Origin of the sequence: Pectobacterium odoriferum, assembly GCF_009931295.1 — a bacterium.
GTDB classification, from domain to species: Bacteria; Pseudomonadota; Gammaproteobacteria; order Enterobacterales; family Enterobacteriaceae; genus Pectobacterium; species Pectobacterium odoriferum.
In genome coordinates this window covers 1,038,137-1,062,730 of the sequence record NZ_CP034938.1, presented here as the reverse complement: position 1 = coordinate 1,062,730, position 24,594 = coordinate 1,038,137, and the positions used below count along the sequence as shown (strand labels likewise).

General features: G+C 60.8%; 3 protein-coding genes. All 3 read right to left on the bottom strand.

The features are described 5' to 3' along the window. Positions 1–160: 160 nt before the first annotated feature. From EO763_RS23745 to EO763_RS04660, 3 genes are read right to left on the bottom strand one after another with little or no spacing between them, the layout of a single operon-like run. Entirely contained in the window at positions 161–283 is a 123-nt protein-coding gene (locus tag EO763_RS23745; protein WP_280117251.1) for a hypothetical protein, read from the bottom strand. A gap of 51 nt (positions 284–334) precedes the next feature. Continuing rightward, a complete protein-coding gene (locus EO763_RS04665; RefSeq protein WP_161528239.1) occupies positions 335–11,533 on the bottom strand; it encodes a non-ribosomal peptide synthetase in 11,199 nt (3,732 codons plus the stop codon). Then, on the bottom strand, positions 11,526–24,356 hold the full coding sequence (locus EO763_RS04660; RefSeq protein ID WP_161528238.1) for a non-ribosomal peptide synthetase: 12,831 nt from the start codon (positions 24,354–24,356) through the stop codon (positions 11,526–11,528). Before EO763_RS04660 ends, EO763_RS04665 begins: the two co-directional genes overlap by 8 nt. Positions 24,357–24,594 lie beyond the last annotated feature (238 nt).

Below are 24,594 nucleotides of genomic sequence, written 5' to 3'. Positions count from 1 at the left end.
TATTTGGGTTAGCCGTTGCTTGATATAAGGGGGTTCACTTGGAAAACGGAAAGCATCATAGGGATGATGCGTGCTCTGCTCCAGTCATCCAGAAAAAGTCCAATTAATTCAACAAAGTCCCTCTGTTTTTCGACGCACAGCGTATTGCGGCACGGATTTATCATGCCACACTGAACAATATCTGCACCTGCGCGCCGGAAATACCTGTCGTACAAGGGCTGGCGCAGAGATCGTTAGCGGCGTCAATCTTACCGTTATCAACCCGTTTAATCAGCAGACCCACCGCCCGCGCCAATATCCAATTGCACGCGGGCTGGGTTGTTATCCTCCTAACCTATTTCTGCAACAGGGCCTCAACCAGCAATGCGGAGCAGGGCGATTTCAGCAGTTGGGTGTGATTGCCTTCGCTGCGCGCATACCGCAATTGAGGAAACAGCGCTTGCCATCCCTGCAGTTGCTCGTTATCTGCGTCGCAAGCCAGTATCAGATAAGGCGTAACCGCCGGTAGCCTGGCCGGCGCATATCGGGTGCGGATATTCGTCGAGAATACCCGGAAAATGCCTTCCACCACGCTTAAGCGGGTATTTTCCGGCATCAGCCCTTGTGCAATCAGGCTACGGTGCAGCGCAACAAGCCGCTGGGAGTGCGTCATCCCGTCGAGAGAAGCGGCATCTAGGCCTAACCGGCACCCTTGCATCTCAAACAGTTCAACCAGTTCAACTAGCGTCTGTAGGTCGGTATACTCCCGCGCATCGCCCGTTGGAGCGTCCGAATCCGCCAGTACCAGCGACGCGACGGCAATCCCTTCCGCCTCCAGCTTCGTCGCCAGCTCGAGCGCTACCCAACCGCCAAACGAGTGCCCCAGCAGATATAGCGGACTAGAGAGCGTCTGGCGGCGAAGCGCCTGAAAGTAGTGCTCGGCAGCGCTCTCCACGCTGGAGTGGGGTACGTCATCCCCCCACAGACCGCGGGCCTGCAACCCAAGGACCGTCCAGTCACTCACCACCGATTTCACCAGATCAATAAAAGCAAAGACATTGTCTCCCGCGCCATGAACACACAGCAAGGTTGGGCTATTGCGTTCGCCCGTCTGTAAGGGCACTATCGGTTCATGTCCGTCGTCGCGCGCGTCTGGCACAGCGATACGCCCTTGGCTGCGAGCCTGAATCGCTTCAGAAACCATTTTACCCGTTTCACGGACATAGGGCTCTGACACTAACATCCGGTGTTCTCCGTGCAGCGAAAAGAGACGAATCGCCTCGCAGGGGAGCACCCGATCCCAACCAAGATACTGGCCGCCGTCGTTCGGCTCATCTTGCGCGATAAACAGATCGAGATTCACTGGCAGCGTGGGGACATGATATTTTACCCGCAACAAATCCAGACGGTGATGTATCCAGTTTTGGTAGTAGTCCGGCGACCAACCTGCCGGCAACATCCCCATCTTTTGCCCCAGTTGATAGTGTTCCCGCCAGTTCACCGGTCTACCCGAACGCTCAAGGCAATCCGCTCCCACGATTGCTTCAATATCGCCTCGGATAAGGAAGTCAATCATTGCTTCATCATCGCTCAGCGCGAACAGTTCATCCATCGGCACGATGTGTCCATCGTCTCGCTCTGGCAACCGGGTATCCAGCATGCCCAGAAATTCGATTTGCTGATCCTGTCCCAACAGTTGCGCAGCAATCTCGTAAGCCAATGTACCGCCGAACGACCAACCAAGCAGTCTATAAGGCCCTTGCGGCTGGGTCGAGCGGATTATCCCTACATAGCGTGCCGCCGCGCCTTCCAGCGTTTTGAATGTCGGCAGGTTGCGATCCGGTCCCATCAGCCCATAGACAGGGATATCACTGTCAATACAGGAGGCTAGCAGCGGACCGTAGAGCATTTCAGCGCTGGCTTCTGGCACGATAAACAGCGGACGCTGGGAACCGGAGGCGCGGAACGCTACCGCCCGATCGTGAACATTCTGAGCGTCGCCGCGTTGTATTTTCTCAGCCAGTAGTCGCAGTTGTGGTGCAGCAAACAGCGATGATAACGTCAGGTAAATTTCCTGTTTGCGAGCCTCATTGATAAAACGTACCGCCAGCAGCGAATGGCCACCCAACGCAAAGAAGTCATCGTGTCGACTCACCTGTTCAACGCCCAGCAGATTCTGCCAGATAACCGCCAGAATCTGCTCCTCACGCCCCTGCGGCGCTTCATAATCGCCGCGCGCCAGAGCGTACTCATCCGGCGTGGGCAGCGCCTTGTGGTCCACCTTGCCGTTCGCGGTCAGCGGGATCGTCTCCAGTTTCACATAAGCCGCCGGCACCATATACGCTGGCAACCGTGCGCCAAGCTGCGCTTTCAACTCCCCGGCGCAAATTTCCACACCGTCGTCGGCGGTGTAATAGGCAACCAACTGTTTGTCGGCCCCACTGTTTCGCGCCGCCACGACCGCCTGCGTCACCCCATTGCACGCCTGCAAGGCCGATTCTATCTCCCCCAGTTCGATACGGAACCCGCGGATTTTCACCTGAAAGTCGTTACGCCCCTGAAACTCCAGCGTCCCGTCGACCCGCCAGCGCGCCAGATCCCCAGTTCGGTACATTCGAGCCCCCGCCTCGACCGCAAATGGATCGCTCAGGAAACGTTCCGCCGTTTGTTCAGGCAGGTTCAGATAACCGCGCGCCACGCCGCTACCGCCGATATAAACCTCGCCCGTCACGCCGATCGGCACTGGCTGCTTATGCCCGTCCAGCAAGTAGACAACAGTATTGGCTATCGGCCGTCCAATCGGCATGCAGGGGCTGTCGGGATCGGTCTCGTTCATCCGATAGGCCGTGGCGAAGGTCGTCGTCTCCGTCGGCCCGTAGACGTGCATGAAGTTCTGCGGCGCGCCGTGGCGCAGCGTATGTCGGATAAAGCCAAGATCCAGCGACTCGCCCCCCACCAGCAGATAACGTAAGCTGGGCAGATAATCCTGCAACGCGTGCGCATACTGATTAAACAGGGCGGTGGTCATAAAGAGCATGCTGACCCGCTGCTCGCGCAACTGTGCGCCGAAAAGCCTGGCGTCCAGCACCGTGTCGCGGCTGAAGATCGCTATACTGCCGCCGTTCAACAGCGCCCCCCACAGCTCCATGGTACTGGCGTCAAATGCGGGGTTAGCAAGGCAGGCGATGCGATCGTCAGCCCGGAAATCGGCGTAGCCGTTGTTGAGCGCCAGCTTCACCACACTGCCGTGCTGCACCATGACGCCCTTGGGCCGCCCAGTTGAACCGGAAGTGTACATAATGTAGGCAAGCGTCGATGCGTTTACCGCAGCCGACGTCGGCATCTCGTCCGCGTCAGAATCGGCTTCATCCCAAGGGCGCACTATATCGACGTCTAGCACTATCAGCTCCGCTGGCAGGATGCTGAAAGCGGCATGCGATGGCGTATCGGTGATTAATACCTGCGGCGTGCTGTCCGCCACGATAAAATGCAGGCGTTCCTGCGGATAGCTCGGATCCAGCGGCACATAGGCGCCGCCCGCTTTGAGGGTGGACAAGATCGCCACAATCAGATCCACACCACGCTCCAGTGCAATCGCCACCCGGCTTTCCCGCCGCACCCCGCATTCAGCCAGCCAGCGCGCCAGCCTGTCGGCCTGCCGATTCAGTTCGCCATAGCTCAGCCGTCGGTCGCCGTCTATCAGCGCCAGAGCGTCAGGATTCGCCTTCGCCCGCGCCTCAAACAGCGAATGAATACAGGCAGTGGATGGGTAGTCGGCGCTCGTCTGGTTAAAATCAATCAGCACCTGCCGTCGCTCCGCCTCCGGTAGTATCGGCAGTGACCGTACCGGCTGGTCTGCATTATCCGTCATGCCGCGCAGTAGCGCCTGCCAGTACCCCAGATAGCGCCGTACCGTGCCTTCATCGAACAGCATAGTGGCATATTGCAATCGTCCTCCAATCTGTCCTTCACGTTCATAAAGTTCCAGGCTCAGGTCACATTGGGAGGTCGTCGTCTCAACAGACAGCGACGATAGCGTCACGCCGTCCAGTTCAGCGGTGTTATCCGGCATATTTTGCAGCGTAAACATCACCTGAAATAGCGGGCTGTACGACAGGCTGCGGGCTGGCGCAACCGCCTCCACCACCTGTTCAAACGGAATATCCGCGTGGCTCTGCGCCGCCAGTGACGCCGTCTTCACCTGCGCCAGCAGCGCACCGGTATCCGGCGACGCCGACAGGTCCACCCGCAGCGCCTGGGTATTGACGAACATCCCGATCAGCGATTCGATCTCGCGCCGCCCGCGCCCGGCGACCGGCGTGCCGATCACCACCTCATCCTGCCCGGACAACCGACTCATCAGCAGCGACCAGCCGGCCAGCAGCGTCATGAACAGCGTGCAGCCGTGACGCCGGCTCAGCGTCTTCAGCCTGTCGGTCAGTTCCCTGTCCAGCCTCGCCTCAATATGCGCCCCGGCATAGCTTTGCACCGGGGGCCGTGGCCGGTCCGTCGGCAGCGTCAGGCACGCCGGAATACCGCGCAGTTGTTCGACCCAGTAGCGCTGCTGCGCCTGCAACACGTCAGCCTGCAAATGCCGGTGCTGCCAGGCCGCATAGTCGCCGTACTGAATCTCCAACGGCGGCAGCGGATCGGGATCGCCCGCGCTGAACGCCTGATACAGCGTCCCCAGCTCCCGCATCAACACCCCGACTGACCAGCCGTCGGCAATAACATGGTGCAGCGCCAGCCGCAGCCAGTGCTCGTCATCGCTTATCCGCACCAGTTCGCCCTGTGCCAGCGGGCCGCATGTCAGATCGAACACCGGTACAAACGGCGCGGGCGTTCCGACGCCCCCGGCATCGAGCAGCCGCAGCGGAAAACCGCCTCCAGCCGGCTCCACCACCTGTACCGGCGCGCCCTCCCGGCTTTCTATATGGGTGCGCAGCGCCGCATGACGCGCCACGATTCGGTCCAGCGCCTGACGCAGCGCCGCGACATCCAGTTTTCCGCGCAGGCGGAACCCGCCCGCTATCACATAGGCGGCCCCCGCCGCCTCGTCCATCTGCGCCAGGAACCACAGCCGCTGCTGGGCCAGCGACAGCGGCGGCGTCTCGCCCGCCGCCAGCGGTTCAATGGCCGACAGCGCCCCCTTCCCAGCCGTGCCGAGCGAGGCGGCCATATCCTTGAGAGCCGGACGGGCAAACAGTTCCGCCAGCGGCAGCTCACAGTTTAACTCACTGCGAATACGTGAAATGAGCTGTACCGCCAGCAGCGAATGACCACCGAGCGCAAAAAAGTCGTCCTGCCGCCCCACCGTCTCCACGCCCAGCAGTGCCTGCCAAATCGCCGCCAGCGCCGTTTCGTCACCCGCCAGCGGTGCTTCATAGCGCTGGCGCACAAAAGCGGTGTCATCCGGCTCCGGCAGTGCCTTACGATCTACTTTGCCGTTTGCAGTCAGCGGAATACGTGCCAGCCTGACATAGGCCGCCGGCACCATATACGCAGGCAGACGCGCGTCAAGCTGCGCTTTCAGCGCCTCGGCACCCGGTATCTGAGTGGTATCATGGACGGTATAGTAGGCTATCAGCCGTTTTTCCTGTGTCGCATCACCCTGCGCCACGACGACGCTTTCGCATACCCCGTCGCACGCCAGCAGCGCCGACTCTATCTCCCCCAGTTCGATGCGGAAGCCACGGATCTTCACCTGAGAATCGTTGCGCCCCATGAACTCCACCCGTCCATCGGTCAGCCAGCGCCCCAGATCCCCGGTTCGGTACAAACGCGCCCCCGGCTCGCCCGCGAAAGGGTCGTCAAGGAAACGCTCGGCGCTCAGTTCAGGTCGGTTGAGGTAGCCGCGCGCCACCTGCGCCCCGCCGATATACAGTTCCCCGCAGACGCCCACTGGCACCGGCTCTCCCTGCGGATCCAGAATGTACAGCGCGGTATTGGCGATCGGCCGCCCGATATGCAATACCTGGTCGTCGGCGCACACGGCGCCCGAGGTCGCCACCACGCTGTTCTCGGTCGGGCCATAGTTGTTCACCAGCGTAAACCCTGCGTTATCCGGCGGACGGCGGTTAAGCCTGTCGCCCCCGACCAACAGCGTGCGCAGCGTCGGGTGGTGCAGCTCGCGGGCAAACGCCAGTTCGGCGACTGGCGTCGGTAAAAAACCAACGTCAATCGGCTGCGACATCCACCAGGCCAGCAGCCGCTCGGGGTCGCGGGACGCCGCCGGGCTGGGCATCACCAGACGCGCCCCGACGCAAAGTGGCGGCCAGATCTCCCATACCGCCGCGTCAAAACCCAGCCCCGCCACGCTGGACGCGCAGTGCGACTCACGCAGCACAAAGGCGTCGCAGTGCCAGCGCACCAGATTGACCACGCCCCGATGCGTCACCATCACCCCTTTGGGCTGTCCGCTGGAGCCGGAGGTATAGATAACGTAGGCCAGATGGTTCTGCGTCAGCCCCAGCTGCGCCGGACTGCTATTTACCGCCGGACACTGCGTCCAGGGCCGGCTGTCGCCATCCAGTTCGATCGTCCGCAGCCCGGCCGGCAGCGCGCCCAATTGCCCCCGCAACGCCCGGCTGGTGAGCACCACCGTCGGGTCGCTGTCATCCAGCATATAGCGCAACCGCTCCGGCGGAACGCCCGGATCCAGCGGCACATAGGCGCCGCCCGCCTTGAGGGTGGCCAGCATCGCCACAATCAGATCCACACCACGCTCCAGTACCAGCGCCACCCGGCTGTCCGGCCGCACGCCCAGCTCGTACAGCCAGTGCGCCAGTTGGTTGGCGCGGGCATTCAGTTCACCGTAGCGCAGCGTCTGCCCGTCGCAGCACAGCGCCACCGCATCCTGATCCCGGGCGGCCTGCGCTTCAAACAGTGCATGCAGACAGGCCTCGTCAGGGGAGTCGGCGCGGGTCTGGTTAAACTCAACCAGCACCTGCCGCCGCTCCGCCTCCGACAGCATCGGCAGTGACTGCACCGGCTGAAGGGGACGGTCCGCCATGCCGCGCAGCAGCGCCTGCCAGTATCCCAGATAGCGCCGTACCGTGCTTTCATCAAACAGCGCAGTGGCATAAATCAATACGCCCTGCACCGCGCCATTATCCTCACTCAGCGACAGACTGAGATCGAACTGGGCCGTCGTGGCCTCATTCGCCAGCGGCGACAGGGTCAGCGCCGGCAGACGCAGAACGTTATCGGGCGTATTTTGCAGCGCCAGCATCACCTGAAAGAGCGGGCTGTACGACAGGCTGCGGGCTGGCGCAACCGCCTCCACCACCTGTTCAAACGGAATATCCGCGTGGCTCTGCGCCGCCAGCGACGCCGTCTTCACCTGCGCCAGCAGCGCACCGGTATCCGGTGACGCCGACAGGTTCACCCGCAGCGCCTGGGTATTGACGAACATCCCGATCAGCGATTCGATCTCGCGCCGCCCGCGCCCGGCGACCGGCGTGCCGATCACCACCTCATCCTGCCCGGACAGCCGACTCATCAGCAGCGACCAGCCGGCCAGCAGCGTCATGAACAGCGTGCAGCCGTGACGCCGGCTCAGCGTCTTCAGCCTGTCGGTCAGTTCCCTGTCCAGCCTCGCCTCAATATGCGCCCCGGCATAGCTTTGCACCGGGGGCCGCGGCCGGTCCGTCGGCAGCGTCAGGCACGCCGGAATACCGCGCAGCTGTTCGACCCAGTAGCGCTGCTGCGCCTGCAACACGTCAGCCTGCAAATGCCGGTGCTGCCAGGCCGCATAGTCGCCGTACTGAATCTCCAACGGCGGCAGCGGATCGGGATCGCCCGCGCTGAACGCCTGATACAGCGTCCCCAGCTCCCGCATCAACACCCCGACTGACCAGCCGTCGGCGATAACATGGTGCAGCCCCAGCCGCAGCCAGTGCTCGTCATCGCTTATCCGCACCAGTTCGCCCTGCGCCAGCGGGCCGCGTGTCAGATCGAACACCGGCGCAAACGGCGCGGGCGTTCCGACGCCCCCGGCATCGAGCAGACCCAGCGGAAAACCGCCTCCGGCCGGCTCCACCACCTGCACCGGTGCGCCCTCCCGGCTTTCGATATGGGTGCGCAGCGCTGCATGACGCGCCACGATTCGGTCCAGCGCCTGACGCAGCGCCGCGACATCCAGTTTTCCGCGCAGGCGGAACCCGCCCGCTATCACATAGGCGGCCCCCGCCGCCTCGTCCATCTGCGCCAGGAACCACAGCCGCTGCTGGGCCAGCGACAGCGGCGGCGTCTCGCCCGCCGCCAGCGGTTCAATGGCCGACAGCGCCCCCTTCCCGGCCGTGCCGAGCGAGGCGGCCATATCCTTGAGAGCCGGACGGGCAAACAGTTCCGCCAGCGGCAGCTCACGGTTTAACTCACTGCGAATACGTGAAATGAGCTGTACCGCCAGCAGCGAATGACCGCCGAGCGCAAAAAAGTCGTCCTGCCGTCCCACCTTCTCCGCGCCCAGCAGTGCCTGCCAAATCGCCGCCAGCGCCGTTTCGTCACCCGCCAGCGGTGCTTCATAGCGCTGGCGCGCAAAAGCGGCTTCATCCGGCTCCGGCAGTGCCTTACGATCTACTTTGCCGTTCGGTGTCAACGGAATGTGCGCCAGCATGACATAGGCCGCCGGCACCATATATGCCGGCAACCGCTCGCTAAGGTGTTCTTTAAGCGCTTCGATAGCAATGCCGCCCTCCTCCCGAGGGACGCAGTACGCCACCAGCCGCTTTTCCTGTGCCTCGGAACCCGACGCAGTCACCACCGCTTCCCGTACGGCCCCGTAGTCCTGAAGCGCGGACTCTATCTCGCCCAGTTCGATACGAAAGCCGCGGATCTTCACCTGAAAATCATTGCGCCCCAGATAATCAATCGTACCGTCGGCGCGCCAGCGCCCCAGATCGCCCGTCCTGTACAGACGCGCGCCCGGCTCTCCGGAGAAGGGATCGTCAACAAAGCGTTCGGCGGTCAGGTCTTCCCGTCCAAGGTAGCCGCGCGTTACCCCGGCACCACCGATGCAAATCTCTCCCGCTACGCCAATAGGCGCCGGTTCGCCGCGGCTATCCAGCATATATATCTGTGTATTAGCGAGCGGCCGGCCAATGACAATCTGCCGGTCGGAAGCCAGAATGGGAGAACAGGTCGACCATACGGTGGTTTCAGTCGGGCCATACATGTTCCACAGATTGCCTACTTTTTCCAGCAGCGCCTGCGCCAGCCCCAGAGGAAACGACTCGCCGCCGATCAGGGCAGTCAGCCCAAGTTCACCATGCCAGCCTGATTCAAGCAGTAATTTCCACGTTGCTGGCGTCGCTTGAAACAGCGTTATTCCCTGTTCGCACAGATAACGTCCCAGACGTTCGCCATCCTGACGCAGAGCATCACTCGCCATATGTAGTTGCCCACAGCAGATCAGCGGCAGGTAGATTTCCAGTACGTGGATATCAAAGGAGACGGTTGTGACCGCCAACAGACGCGCGGCAGCCTTAACACCGAGCTGCCGCTGCTGAGACAGCAAAAAGTTCACGACCCCTTGATGGGGCACCATGACCCCTTTCGGCTTCCCGGTGGAACCTGAGGTATAAATAACATAAGCCAGATGGCGGGAGGTAAGTCCACGCGAGACAGAGGGAATATTAGATACAGCACACGCCGACCAGGGACGGTAATCGCTATCCAGCGCAATGATTTTCAGCGACTGCGGTAAATCATCCAATTGGGTATGAATATCCTGCATGGTGATCAACACCAGAGGTTTACTATCCTCCAGAGTATAAGCAAGCCGCGCCGGAGGCGTTACCGGGTCCAACGGCACATAGGCACCTCCCGCTTTGAGGGTGGCCAAAATCGCGACAACCATTTCTACACCGCGCGTCAGGGCGATCGCTACCCTGTCGTCTGGCCGCACGCCCAGTTCGATCAGCCAGTGCGCCAGTTGATTCGCGCGGGCGTTCAGTTCGCCATAACGTAGCGTCTGCTCGTCGTAGACCAGCGCTACCTCATCAGGACACGCCTTGACCTGCTGCTCAAATAGTTCATGGATACAGGATTCAGCAGGGTAATCCATCAGTGTATCATTGAAATCGAACACCACCTTCTGCCGCTCCTCAAACGACAGCATCGGCAGGGCCTGCACCGGTAAGTGAGGACTCTCCGTCATGCTGCGCAGTAGCGCCTGCCAGTAACCCAGATAGCGCTGTACCGTGTTTTCATCAAACAGCGCGGTGGCATAAATCAGTACACCCTGCATAACGCCATTGCTCACCCCCAGCGATAAACTGAGATCGAATGGCGCATTAACTGCCTCCCCTGCCAGTTCACTTAGGGTCAGTCCCGGCAACGACAGTTTATTGTCTGGTGTATTCTGTAACGCCAGCATCACCTGAAAGATCGGGCTGTGCGACATGCTGCGGACCGGCGCGACCGCCTCCACCACCTGCTCGAACGGAATATCGGCGTGGCTCTGCGCCGCCAAGGCGGCTGCCTTCACTTGTTCCAGAAGCGCACCGGTATCCGGAGAAGCCGACAGGTCCACCCGCAGCGCCTGGGTGTTGACAAACATCCCAATCAGCGATTCGACTTCACGCCGACCGCGCCCAGCGATCGGCGTGCCGATCACCACCTCATCCTGCCCAGACAGCCGGCTCATCAGCAGCGACCAGCCGGCCAGCAGTGTCATAAACAACGTACAGCCGTGACGCCGACTCAGCGCGTTGAGATCGGCGAGCAGCACCGAGTCAAACATCACTGGGATACTGCCGCCAGCATAGTCCTGAGTTTGCGGGCGCGGCCGATCTGTCGGCAGCGTCAGGCATGCCGGGATACCTTGTAACTGTTCAACCCAGTAGCGCTGCTGCGCCTGCAATACCTCGCCGTGCAGGTGCCGATGCTGCCAGATGGCGTAGTCAGCGTACTGAATGTCCAGTGGCGGCAGCGGATCGGGGAGACCCGTGCTGAACGCCTGATACAGCACGCCCAGTTCCCGCATAAACAGCCCTATCGACCAGCCGTCGGCAATAATGTGGTGCATGGCGATACGCAGAAGATGCACCTCATTCTCCATTCGTACCAATTGGCCGACGATCAGCGGGCCTTTTTCCAGATCGAAGTGCGGCGGGAAAGCGTGTTCAGCCGCTTCGATATCCGAACCATCTATCTCTTCAAGCGTGAACCCAATATCCTCCGCATCAATCTGTTGTAGCGGCGTTCCCTCTACGGTAACAAAGCGGGTTCTCAGTATCTCATGACGGTCAACCAGGCGATCTAGCGCCACACGCATTGCTCGGGCATCTAGCCGTCCAGTAAGCGTAAACGCGCCCCCCAGAGTGTAAACACCGCTGGCGTTCTCCTCCATTTGCGCCAGAAACCACAGTCGTCGCTGAGCAAATGCGAGGGGCTCCCCCTGCGGGGAGCGGGCAGCAGGTTGAATGGGCTGAGCATCCCCCGCGTTTTTTCGCTTCAGTCCTTTGGCCTTGGCTAGCGCCAGCAGCTTGACTTTTTCACTTTTCGACAATGTCTTAATGGTGGATACTCGATCGTCATCCCTGTTATTCATGGTTGGTTTCTTCCAATAATTCCGTCATTTCAAGCAACGCATCGTTATCAAACTGATCGATGCTGATATCAATAATCCGTTCGCTGAAAGCGAGCAGTGTCGGACAGGCAAAGAGATCGGCAAGAGGCACCTCGACGTCCAGTTCGGCGCGAACGCGGGAAATAAGCCGCACCGCCAGCAGCGAGTGGCCCCCCAGTTCGAAAAAGTTATCGTGGCGGCCTACGCGATCAACGCCCAGCAGAGACTGCCAGATGAAGGCAAGCGTTTCTTCCGTCTCTCCTTCCGGCGCTTCATATGCAGTATGGACGAAAGCGGTATCATCCGGCGTCGGCAACGCCTGCCGATTGACCTTGCCATTTTGCGTCAGCGGGAACGCCTCCAGCGCGATCCACGCCGCCGGCATCATGTAATCGGGGAGATGCGACGAAACATACGTCCGTAGCGCATCGGCATCGGCATCGCCCCGATAGTAGGCAACCAGACGTTTCTCTCCGCTTTCACCCTGCGCAACAACCAGCGCCTCTTCAACCGCATCGTGACCACGCAAGCAGTTTTCAATCTCGCCCAGTTCAATGCGAAAGCCGCGGATCTTCACCTGAAAATCGTTACGTCCCAGATAATCAATGTTGCCGTCGGCACGCCAGCATCCCAGGTCGCCAGTTTTATACATTCGGGCCTCAGGCTTGCTGGAGAACGGATCAGCCAGAAAGCGTTCAGCGGTCAGGTCAGGCAGATTCAGATAACCGCGCGCCACGCCGCCGCCAATATAAATCTCCCCGGCAACGCCTACCGGAACCGGTTCGCCGCCCTCATCCAGTATATAAATGTGGGTATTAGCGATCGGCCGGCCAATCGGCGGCAATGAAGGCCATTCAGACACCGTATCCGGGCTGGTATATTCGGTGACGACATGCGTCTCTGCCGGCCCATACTGATTGCGGAGCTGGCTACGGCCAGCATCGGCGAACAACGCACGGATCTCCTCTGTGGCGTGCAGCGCCTCACCGCTGGTAATCACCTCGGCCACTTCAATCTCGCACGCCTGTTCCTTATTCGATCTGGCCAGAGCCTGTAACAGAGCCGGTGGAATAAATGCGCGCTGTACGCCGTGATCCTTGATGAACCTCGCCAGACGGGGCATATCAAGACGAACGTCGTTGGTTACGATAGCCAATACGCCGCCGCTGGCCAGAGCGCTGAGCGTTTCCTGGAAGCAAACGTCGAAACCAAAAGAGGCGAACTGCAACGTAGCGGTCGCAGAACGGCTTATCTGCCAGTGGATCAGATTCAGCAAGGGAGCGTGCGGCATAGCGATCCCTTTCGGCCGCCCTGTCGAACCTGAAGTATAGATAACATAGGCCAGATGCCGTGACGTCAGCCCCAGGCTTTCAGGCGCAAGATTACGCTGCGGCAGGCCGCTCCATAGCGAGGCATCCCGCTCCAGATCAAAGATTGGCGGGAGATTGCTCCCATCCAGCACCAATCGTCCCAACTCGTCAACCAGCAGCGCAACGGGCGAACTGTCTTCAAGCATATAGCTCAGGCGCTCGGCAGGATATGCCGGATCCAGAGGTACATAAGCACCGCCAGCTTTAAGGACGGCCAACAAGGCCACTACCATTCCAGCGCCGCGCGTCACGCAAATAGCGACTCGATCATCAGGGCGAACACCATGGCCGATAAGCCAATGCGCTAGCTGATTAGCCTTCGCGTTCAATTCCGCATAGCTTAGCGTTTGTTCTCCACACGCCACCGCCAACTCATTTGGACGCTGTGCGGCTTGCGCTTCAACCAACAGGTGGACGCCAGCCAGTTGCGGGAACTCAACGTCGGTCGCGTTAAAATCAACCAGCACCTGCCGTCGCTCCGCCTCCGGCAGCATCGGCAGTGACCGTACCGGCTGGTCAGCATTATCCGCCATGCCGCGCAGCAGCGCCTGCCAGTACCCCAGATAGCGCCGTACCGTGCCTTCATCGAACAGCGCAGTGGCATAGAACAACGTCCCTTTTATTTCTTCATCTGTCTCGCAAAGATCCAGACTCAGATCGAACTGCGCGGTGGTCATCTCATTAGGTAACGGCGATAGCGTCAGACTCGGCAGAGCCAACGTCTTGTCCGGCGTGTTCTGTAACACCAGCAAGACCTGAAAGAGCGGGCTGTACGACAGGCTGCGGGCTGGCGCAACCGCCTCCACCACCTGTTCAAACGGAATATCCGCGTGGCTCTGCGCCGCCAGCGACGCCGTCTTCACCTGCGCCAGCAGCGCACCGGTATCCGGTGACGCCGACAGGTTCACCCGCAGCGCCTGGGTATTGACGAACATCCCGATCAGCGATTCGATCTCGCGCCGCCCGCGCCCGGCGACCGGCGTGCCGATCACCACCTCATCCTGCCCGGACAGCCGACTCATCAGCAGCGACCAGCCGGCCAGCAGCGTCATGAACAGCGTGCAGCCGTGACGCCGGCTCAGCGTCTTCAGCCTGTCGGTCAGTTCCCTGTCCAGCCTCGCCTCAATATGCGCCCCAGCATAGCTTTGCACCGGGGGCCGCGGCCGGTCCGTCGGCAGCGTCAGGCACGCAGGAATACCGCGCAGCTGTTCGACCCAGTAGCGCTGCTGCGCCTGCAACACGTCGGCCTGCAAATGCCGGTGCTGCCAGGCCGCATAATCGCCGTACTGAATCTCCAACGGCGGCAGCGGATCGGGATCGCCCGCGCTGAACGCCTGATACAGCGTCCCCAGCTCCCGCATCAACACCCCGACTGACCAGCCGTCGGCGATAACATGGTGCAGCGCCAGCCGCAGCCAGTGCTCGTCATCGCTTATCCGCACCAGTTCGCCCTGTGCCAGCGGGCCGCGTGTCAGATCGAACACCGGTACAAACGGCGCGGGCGTTCCGACGCCCCCGGCATCGAGCAGCCGCAGCGGAAAACCGCCTCCGGCCGGCTCCACCACCTGCACCGGCGCCCCCTCCCGGCTTTCGATATGGGTGCGCAGCGCCGCATGACGCGCCACGATTCGGTCCAGCGCCTGACGCAGCGCCGCGACATCCAGTTTTCCGCGCAGGCGGAACCCGCCCGCTATCACATAGGCGGCCCCCGCCGCCTCGTCCATCTGCGCCAGGAACCACAGCCGCTGCTGGGCCAGCGACAGCGGCGGCGTCTCGCCCGCCGCCAGCGGTTCAATGGCCGACAGCGCCCCCTTCCCGGCCGTGCCGAGCGAGGCGGCCATATCCTTGAGAGCCGGACGGGCAAACAGTTCCGCCAGCGGCAGCTCACAGTTTAACTCACTGCGAATACGTGAAATGAGCTGTACCGCCAGCAGCGAATGACCACCGAGCGCAAAAAAGTCGTCCTGCCGTCCCACCTTCTCCACGCCCAGCAGTGCCTGCCAAATCGCCGCCAGCGCCGTTTCGTCGCCCGCCAGCGGTGCTTCATAGCGCTGGCGCACAAAAGCGGTGTCATCCGGCTCCGGCAGTGCCTTACGATCTACTTTGCCGTTTGCAGTCAGCGGAATACGTGCCAGCCTGACATAAGCCGCCGGCACCATATACGCCGGCAGACGCGCGTCAAGCTGCGCTTTCAGCGCCTCGGCACCCGGTATCTGAGTGGTATCATGGACGGTATAGTAGGCTATCAGCCGTTTTTCCTGTGTCGCATCACCCTGCGCCACGACGACGCTTTCGCATACCCCGTCGCACGCCAGCAGCGCCGACTCTATCTCCCCCAGTTCGATGCGGAAGCCACGGATCTTCACCTGAGAATCGTTGCGCCCCATGAACTCCACCCGTCCATCGGTCAGCCAGCGCCCCAGATCCCCGGTTCGGTACAGACGCGCCCCCGGCTCGCCCGCGAAAGGGTCATCAAGGAAACGCTCGGCGCTCAGTTCAGGTCGGTTGAGGTAGCCGCGCGCCACCTGCGCCCCGCCGATATACAGTTCCCCGCAGACGCCCACTGGCACCGGCTCTCCCTGCGGATCCAGAATGTACAGCGCGGTATTGGCGATCGGCCGCCCGATATGCAATACCTGGTCGTCGGCGCACACGGCGCCCGAGGTCGCCACCACGCTGTTCTCGGTCGGGCCATAGTTGTTCACCAGCGTAAACCCCGCGTTATCCGGCGGACGGCGGTTAAGCCTGTCGCCCCCGACCAACAGCGTGCGCAGCGTCGGGTGGTGCAGCTCGCGGGCAAACGCCAGCTCGGCGACTGGCGTCGGTAAAAAACCAACGTCAATCGGCTGCGACATCCACCAGGCCAGCAGCCGCTCGGGGTCGCGGGACGCCGCCGGGCTGGGCATCACCAGACGCGCCCCGACGCAGAGCGGCGGCCAGATCTCCCATACCGCCGCGTCAAAACCCAGCCCCGCCACGCTGGACGCGCAGTGCGACTCACGCAGCACAAAGGCGTCGCAGTGCCAGCGCACCAGATTGACCACGCCCCGATGCGTCACCATCACCCCTTTGGGCTGTCCGCTGGAGCCGGAGGTATAGATAACGTAGGCCAGATGGTTCTGCGTCAGCCCCAGCTGCGCCGGACTGCTATTTACCGCCGGACACTGCGTCCAGGGCCGGCTGTCGCCATCCAGTTCGATCGTCCGCAGCCCGGCCGGCAGCGCGCCCAATTGCCCCCGCAACGCCCGGCTGGTGAGCACCACCGTCGGGTCGCTGTCATCCAGCATATAGCGCAACCGCTCCGGCGGAACCCCCGGATCCAGCGGCACATAGGCGCCGCCCGCCTTGAGGGTGGCCAGCATCGCCACAATCAGATCCACACCACGCTCCAGTACCAGCGCCACCCGGCTGTCCGGCCGCACGCCCAGCTCGTACAGCCAGTGCGCCAGTTGGTTGGCGCGGGCATTCAGTTCACCGTAGCGCAGCGTCTGCCCGTCGCAGCACAGCGCCACCGCATCCTGATCCCGGGCGGCCTGCGCTTCAAACAGTGCATGCAGACAGGCCTCGTCAGGGGAGTCGGCGCGGGTCTGGTTAAACTCAACCAGCACCTGCCGCCGCTCCGCCTCCGACAGCATCGGCAGTGACTGCACCGGCTGAAGGGGACGGTCCGCCATGCCGCGCAGCAGCGCCTGCCAGTATCCCAGATAGCGCCGTACCGTGCTTTCATCAAACAGCGCAGTGGCATAAATCAATACGCCCTGCACCGCGCCATTATCCTCACTCAGCGACAGACTGAGATCGAACTGGGCCGTCGTGGCCTCATTCGCCAGCGGCGACAGGGTCAGCGCCGGCAGACGCAGAACGTTATCGGGCGTATTTTGCAGCGCCAGCATCACCTGAAAGAGCGGGCTGTACGACAGGCTGCGAGCTGGCGCAACCGCCTCCACCACCTGTTCAAATGGGATATCTGCGTGGCTCTGCGCCGCCAGTGACGCCGTCTTCACCTGCGCCAGCAGCGCACCGGTATCCGGCGACGCCGACAGGTCCACCCGCAGCGCCTGGGTATTGACGAACATCCCGATCAGCGATTCGATCTCGCGCCGCCCGCGCCCGGCGACCGGCGTGCCGATCACCACCTCATCCTGCCCGGACAACCGACTCATCAGCAGCGACCAGCCGGCCAGCAGCGTCATGAACAGCGTGCAGCCGTGACGCCGGCTCAGCGTCTTCAGCCTGTCGGTCAGTTCCCTGTCCAGCCTCGCTTCAATATGCGCCCCGGCATAGCTTTGCACCGGGGGCCGTGGCCGGTCCGTCGGCAGCGTCAGGCACGCCGGAATACCGCGCAGCTGTTCGACCCAGTAGCGCTGCTGCGCCTGCAACACGTCGGCCTGCAAATGCCGGTGCTGCCAGGCCGCATAGTCGCCGTACTGAATCTCCAGCGGCGGCAGCGGATCGGGATCGCCCGCGCTGAACGCCTGATACAGCGTCCCCAGCTCCCGCATCAACACCCCGACTGACCAGCCGTCGGCAATAACATGGTGCAGCGCCAGCCGCAGCCAGTGCTCGTCATCGCTTATCCGCACCAGTTCGCCCTGCGCCAGCGGGCCGCGTGTCAGATCGAACACCGGCGCAAACGGCGCGGGCGTTCCGACGCCCCCGGCATCGAACAGCCGCAGCGGAAAACCGCCTCCGGCCGGCTCCACCACCTGCACCGGTGCGCCCTCACGGCTTTCGATATGGGTGCGCAGCGCCGCATGACGCGCCACGATTCGGTCCAGCGCCTGACGCAGCGCCGCGACATCCAGTTTTCCGCGCAGGCAGAACCCGCCCGCTATCACGTAGGCGGCCCCCGCCGCCTCGTCCATCTGCGCCAGGAACCACAGCCGCTGCTGGGCCAGCGACAGCGGCGGCGTCTCGCCCGCCGCCAGCGGTTCAATGGCCGACAGCGCCCCCTTCCCGGCCGTGCCGAGCGAGGCGGCCATATCCTTGAGAGCCGGACGGGCAAACAGTTCCGCCAGCGGCAGCTCACGGTTTAACTCACTGCGAATACGTGAAATGAGCTGTACCGCCAGCAGCGAATGACCGCCGAGCGCAAAGAAATCGTCCTGACGGCCCACCGTCTCCACTGCCAATAATTCCTGCCAGATCTCGGCAAGTACGACCTCTTCACGCCCCTGTGGAGCCGTATAAACCTGCCGAGAAAAGGCCTCTTCCCCCGGCTCCGGCAACGCTTTACTGTCCACCTTCCCGTTCGATGTCAGCGGGATGCGCGCCAGCATGACATAGGCTGCCGGCACCATATATGCCGGCAACCGCTCGCTAAGGTGTTCTTTAAGCGCTTCGATAGCAATGCCGCCCTCATCCTCCTGAGGAACGCAGTATGCCACCAGCCGCTTATCCTGCGCCGTACCTCGCGCCATAACGATCGCCTGCTTGATGCCATCACAAGCCTGTAGCACGGACGCTATTTCGCCCAGCTCGATGCGGAAGCCACGGATCTTCACCTGAGAATCGTTGCGCCCCAGATAATCAATCGTACCGTCAGCGCGCCAGCGTCCCAGATCGCCGGTACGGTACATCCGCTCTCCTTTTCCAGCGAAGGGGTCGTCAAGGAAACGCTCGGCGGTCAGTTCAGGTCGGTTGAGATAACCCCGCGCAACCCCGGCTCCGCCAACGTACAACTCTCCCGCCACTCCTATCGGCGCCGGCATCCCGCTCGCATCCAGAATATATAACCGCAGGTCTGCCAGTTGGCGTCCCACCGGGCTTTCTCCGCTCCGCTCCGCGTCGCGTTCATCCAGCAGAGCACTGGTCACGTGCACCGTGGTTTCAGTAATACCGTACATATTGACCAACTGCGTGCGGCAACCGACGTTCTGCCGATACCAGGGCGCTAACGCCGCCACATCCAGCGCCTCGCCGCCGAAAATAACCCAGCGCAGAGCATGCCTTTCCCCGCTTTCCGCCTGCGCCGTCGTAAGCTGACGGAACACGCTCGGCGTCTGGTTAAGCACCGTCACGCCTTCTTCGCACACCAGACGGTAAAGCGCCTGCGGCGAGCGCGCAATCAGTTGAGGCACCACAACCAGACGCCCGCCGTGCAGCAGCGCCCCCCAGATTTCCCATACGGAGAAATCAAAGGCATAGGAGTGAAACAGCGTCCAGACGTCCCGTTCGTCGAACCGGAATGTTTCCTGCGTTGCCGCCAGCAGGCGCGTTACGTTGCGGTGCTCTACCATCACCCCTTTGGGTCGGCCGGTAGAGCCGGAGGTGTAGATAATATAAGCCAGATGGTTCGCCGCCAGCCCCAGCCGCGCCGGGCTGATATTCGCCGAAGGGCACTGCTCCCAGGGCCGAGACTCCGCATCCAGCACAATCAGGCCAAGCTCCTGAGACAGCTCGCCCAGTTGCGGCAGGAGCGCCCGTGTGGTGATCAACACCGCCGGTTCGCTGTCTTCCAGCATGTACTGCAACCGCTCCTGCGGATAGCTGGGATCCAACGGCACGTAGCCGCCGCCGGCCTTCAACGTCGCCAGAATGGCGACGGGCAGTTCGCAGCTGCGTTCAAGCGCGATCGCCACACGGCTGTCCGGGCGTATGCCCAGTTCGATCAGCCAGTGCGCAAGCTGGTTGGCGCGGGCGTTCAGTTCGCCGTAGCGCAGCGACTGCGCCTGACAAACCACCGCCGTGGCATCCGGCCACGCCTGCGCCTGTGCTTCAAATTGCTCATGGATACAATGCGTTGACGGATAGGTGCTCTGCGCGGCTCCCCACTGCTCAATAGTCAGCGTACGCTCTTCAGACGGCAACACGGGAATATCGACAACCAACCGTTGTGGCTCATTTTGCAGCGCCTCAACCAATCCCGATAGCGCTGTCTGCATGTAACCAACCACACGCTCGGCGTCTATCGAAATAGCCGCCTGCACAGTCATCGTGAGCCCCTTATCCAGATCGTCAACACACAGGATCAAAGGGTAATTGGTTCGCTCTTCCGCACTGAGAAGATCGATGCCTTCCCACAGAGAGATGGCTTGATCCTGTGGATTAATGACGGTATGCCGATAATTCAACAACGCGCTAAACAGCGGTAGCGGCGCAGGCACGCCGCTGCAACGCTGCGCCAGCGCCAATGAGGCGTGCTCATGAGCCAACAAACCGGCCAGCCGACTTTGGGTATAACGCACAGCATCCGCCGCCTTGCAACCAGACAGTTGCAATCGTAACGGCAATGTATTGATAAACATTCCCAGCGCATGACCGGATCCGCCTTGTAACCGGCCGACCAGAACCGTCCCGAAGACCACGTCTTCACGACCCGACAGCACGCCGATCACCCGCCCCCAGGCCAGATGGAACAGGCTGGCCACGCTAGTCCCGAAGCTGCGGGCCTGTTCCCGCAGCGCCTGGGTCAGCGCCGCCGGCACGGGGTGAATGACTTTATTGACGCCCTGACCATCTCCCTGCACATCCGTCAGGCCATAAGGCAGCGTAGGCTCTTCTAGCGTTCCCAACATATCGCGGAAAAAAGCGTTGTCCGAGTCGCTATCACGTCCAAGACGGACCTGCGCCACGTAGCGGCGGAATTGGAAAGGCGCAGGCAGAGACTCAGCCTTACCCTCCAGACACGCCTGCGCTTCCTTTAGCAGCAACTGAAGCGATGTCGCATCATCCACCAAATGGTGATACAACAGCGTCAGCAACCAGCGGCGATTAGGCTTATCCTCGGCAATCTGTACCGCCAGCAAAGGCGCTAGCCCGATATCCAACCGCGCCGGGCTGGCATTTAGCAACTGCTCAGCAATATCGCCGTTAGCAGGATTCAGAGTGAATTCGGTCACTGGTGTCACGGCTGAACGCCACACCACCTGCACCGGGTTACGCAACATTTTCCACACTATCGAAGTGCGCAACACATCATGGCGCGCAATTACCAGATTTAACGCGTCGATAAAAGCATCGAGACGCTGCCGACTGTCAAACGCCAACAGCGCATTCAATAAATAGGGATCGTGCTGCTCCGCCGTCAGTGAATGGTAGAGCAATCCTTCCTGTAAAGGCGCCAGCGGGTAGATATCCTGTACGGCAGTTGCACCACCGGGCACCGTCGCCACAACACGGTCAATGTCCTCTTGTAACAACGTCGCCAGAGGCAGCATTTCCGGCACAATATACGTACAGCCGACAGGGATCAAATTGTCAGGAACAGGGAGATCGACCCTACGCCCCGTCACAGAGGCCAAAGCCGCTAGATTAGGCTGTTCAAACAGTACCCGGACATCCGTATCCATTCCTTCGTCGCGCATCCGTGCCATTAAACGCACTGCCAGCATGGAGTGTCCGCCGAGTTCAAAAAAGTTGTCGTGGCGGCCTACCCGATCCAGATCCAACAGCTCTTGCCAAATTCGGGCTAGCGTCTCTTCGAGAACGCCTTGCGGCGCCTCGTAAACATGCGTTACTCGCGAGCCGACATCCGGTGCCGGCAGTGCTTTACGATCCAGTTTGCCATTCGGCGTCAAAGGTAGGACAGGGAGCCGTACATAGGCATCCGGCAACATATAAACCGGCAGCGTTTTCTCCAAATGTGCACGCAATATCTGCGCTTCCGGTATTTCGCCCTCATGGCCTTTGGATAACACGTAATAGGCGGAAAGAAATTGTTCGCCAACGCCATCCTGTCTGGCGATCACCACGGCTTCGCCCACTGACGGGTAGCTCAATAGCGCCGCTTCAATCTCGCCCAGCTCGATGCGGAAGCCACGGATCTTCACCTGAGAATCGTTGCGTCCCAGATAATCAATCGTACCGTCAGCGCGCCAGCGTCCCAGATCGCCGGTACGGTACATCCGCTCTCCTTTTCCAGCGAAGGGGTCGTCAAGGAAACGCTCGGCGGTCAGTTCAGGCCGGTTGAGATAACCCCGCGCAACCCCGGCTCCGCCAACGTACAACTCTCCCGCCACTCCTATCGGCGCCGGCATCCCGCTCGCATCCAGAATATATAACCGCAGGTCTGCCAGTTGGCGTCCCACCGGGCTTTCTCCGCTCCGCTCCGCGTCGCGTTCATCCAGCAGAGCACTGGTCACGTGCACCGTGGTTTCAGTAATACCGTACATGTTGACTAACTGCGTGCGGCAACCGACGTTCTGCCGATACCAAGGCGATAACGCCGCCACATCCAACGCCTCGCCGCCGAAAATAACCCAGCGCAGAGCATGCCTTTCCCCGCTTTCCGCCTGCGCCGTCGTAAGCTGACGGAACACGCTCGGCGTCTGGTTAAGCACCGTCACGCCTTCTTCGCACACCAGACGGTAAAGCGCCTGCGGCGAGCGCGCAATCAGTTGAGGCACCACAACCAGACGCCCGCCGTGCAGCAGCGCCCCCCAGATTTCCCATACGGAGAAGTCAAAGGCATAGGAGTGAAACAGCGTCCAGACGTCCCGTTCGTCGAACTGGAATGTTTCCTGCGTTGCCGCCAGTAGGCGCGTTACGTTGCGGTGCTCTACCATCACCCCTTTGGGTCGGCCGGTAGAGCCGGAGGTGTAGATAATATAAGCCAGATGGGTCGCCGCCAGCCCCAGCCGCGCCGGGCTGATATTCGCCGAAGGGCACTGCTCCCAGGGCCGAGATTCCGCATCCAGCACAATCAGGCCAAGCCCCTGAGACAGCTCGCCCAGTTGCGGCAGGAGCGCCCGTGTGGTGATCAACACCGCCGGTTCGCTGTCTTCCAGCATGTACTGCAACCGCTCCTGCGGATAGCTGGGATCCAGCGGCACGTAGCCGCCGCCGGCCTTCAACGTCGCCAGAATGGCGACGGGCAGTTCGCAGCTGCGCTCAAGCGCGATCGCCACACGGCTGTCCGGGCGTACGCCCAGTTCGATCAGCCAGTGCGCAAGCTGGTTGGCGCGGGCGTTCAGTTCGCCGTAGCGCAGCGACTGCGCCTGACAAACCACCGCCGTGGCATCCGGCCACGCCTGCGCCTGCGCTTCAAATTGCTCATGGATACAATGCGTTGACGGATAGGTGCTCTGCGCGGCTCCCCACTGCATGAGCGTGTCATGCTCTTGAGGCGATAACAGTTCGTAATCGCCCACTTTTTTAGGCAGATTGTCCTCGGCGATCGCGAAAAAGTACATCAGGCGGCGAAGGTGACACGCTAAATCATCTTCATCGTATAAGGAGGCGTTGCCCGTCAGACAAAGCTCCAGGCCATGGGTTGTGCCGCGATCGAGTACCGTGATCATAAGATCATCCGACGGGCCAAGCGCCAAATTGTGCACGGTGACTCCCGCATCGCCAAAACGTATATCGTCGTACTGGAAAGGAATGATGTTGATCAAGGTGGAGTACAGCGGACTGCCCTGAGCGATCAAACCCAGATCGGCGCTAATGGATTCGCCGCGATAGCGCTGGTGTCTCCCGGCACCATATAACACGCTTTTCGTCTGACTAAGGCACTCTGCGATCCCGTCGTCGTCCGACAGCCGCAGACGCAGCGGCAACACATTGCTGACCATACCCGGAAAGCGGCGAAAATTGCTACCGGAGCGCGCCGTCATCGGCAGCCCCAGCAACAGATCGTCCTGTTTCGTTATTCTCTGAAGATAAATGGCTATCAGGCTAATCAGTAACTGTGGTAAGGCCACGCCATGCCGGCTGGCAATATCCCGCAATTGAAGATGGTTGTGTTGCGGTAAGTATTGCTGCCGACGGACAATATCGGAACAAGTCGCCTGCCGCTGCGCTAAACTTACCGGAGCTGGTTGATCGGTAAGCTGTTTCATCCAGTATTGACGGTCCTGCTCATAGCGCGTTGATGCTTCATACGCGTTATTGGCGTCCAGCACGTCCGTCAGGGAGGCAAAAGAATCGCCATGGGGATGATTGCCAACCAGAAGATCGGAATAGACTTCGGCCATACGCCGTACGAGCAAAGCCGCGCCATACCCATCAAGAATAGTGTGATGATAACTGTGGTAGAAAAAAAATCGTTCGGGCGCCAATTGAAGAAGGGCTAATGAGAAAAGCGGACCGCGCGACAGATTAAAGGGAGTATTTTGATCGTTTCGCATCCATCGCTCTGCCGACGCGGTAGGATCAGACTCCTGACTAAAATCAAGCTGCGGGAAATTCCAGTCAGGCGGCAGATCGAGACGCTGGCAGGGGCCTTCTGGCGTATTATGCAAGGTCATCCGCAGAGACGGCGCTTCTTCAACGACAATTCTGGCCGCTTTTTCAAATATCGCCGTATCCAGAGGGCTAAGGATTTCAAGATATTCAGCAGCTTTGAATACCTGGGCCTTGGCGCTGTGGTTTAGGTGCTGGGCGAACCACATCCCCCGCTGCGCGGAAGATAAGGGGAAAATAAGGTCGCATTGCGCATTTTCCCTATTACCCACTGGTTGCAGATTACACAAAAATACCTTTTTATCAGACATAGGATTCCCTCCCTGATTGGCGTATTTAATCAGAAATTAATATTTATCGCTTTGAATATAATTAGCAAGTTAATACTTATTGGATATGGTTAACATATTAACATGTCAACTAACACTTCCCTTATTTAACTGCCACTCTTCCACATCCTACAATCGTTGACTTTACTATCCACCCACTATCTGAACCCTGAATATCTGAGAATAAATACTCATCCTAACGATGAATACTTACTCTCAG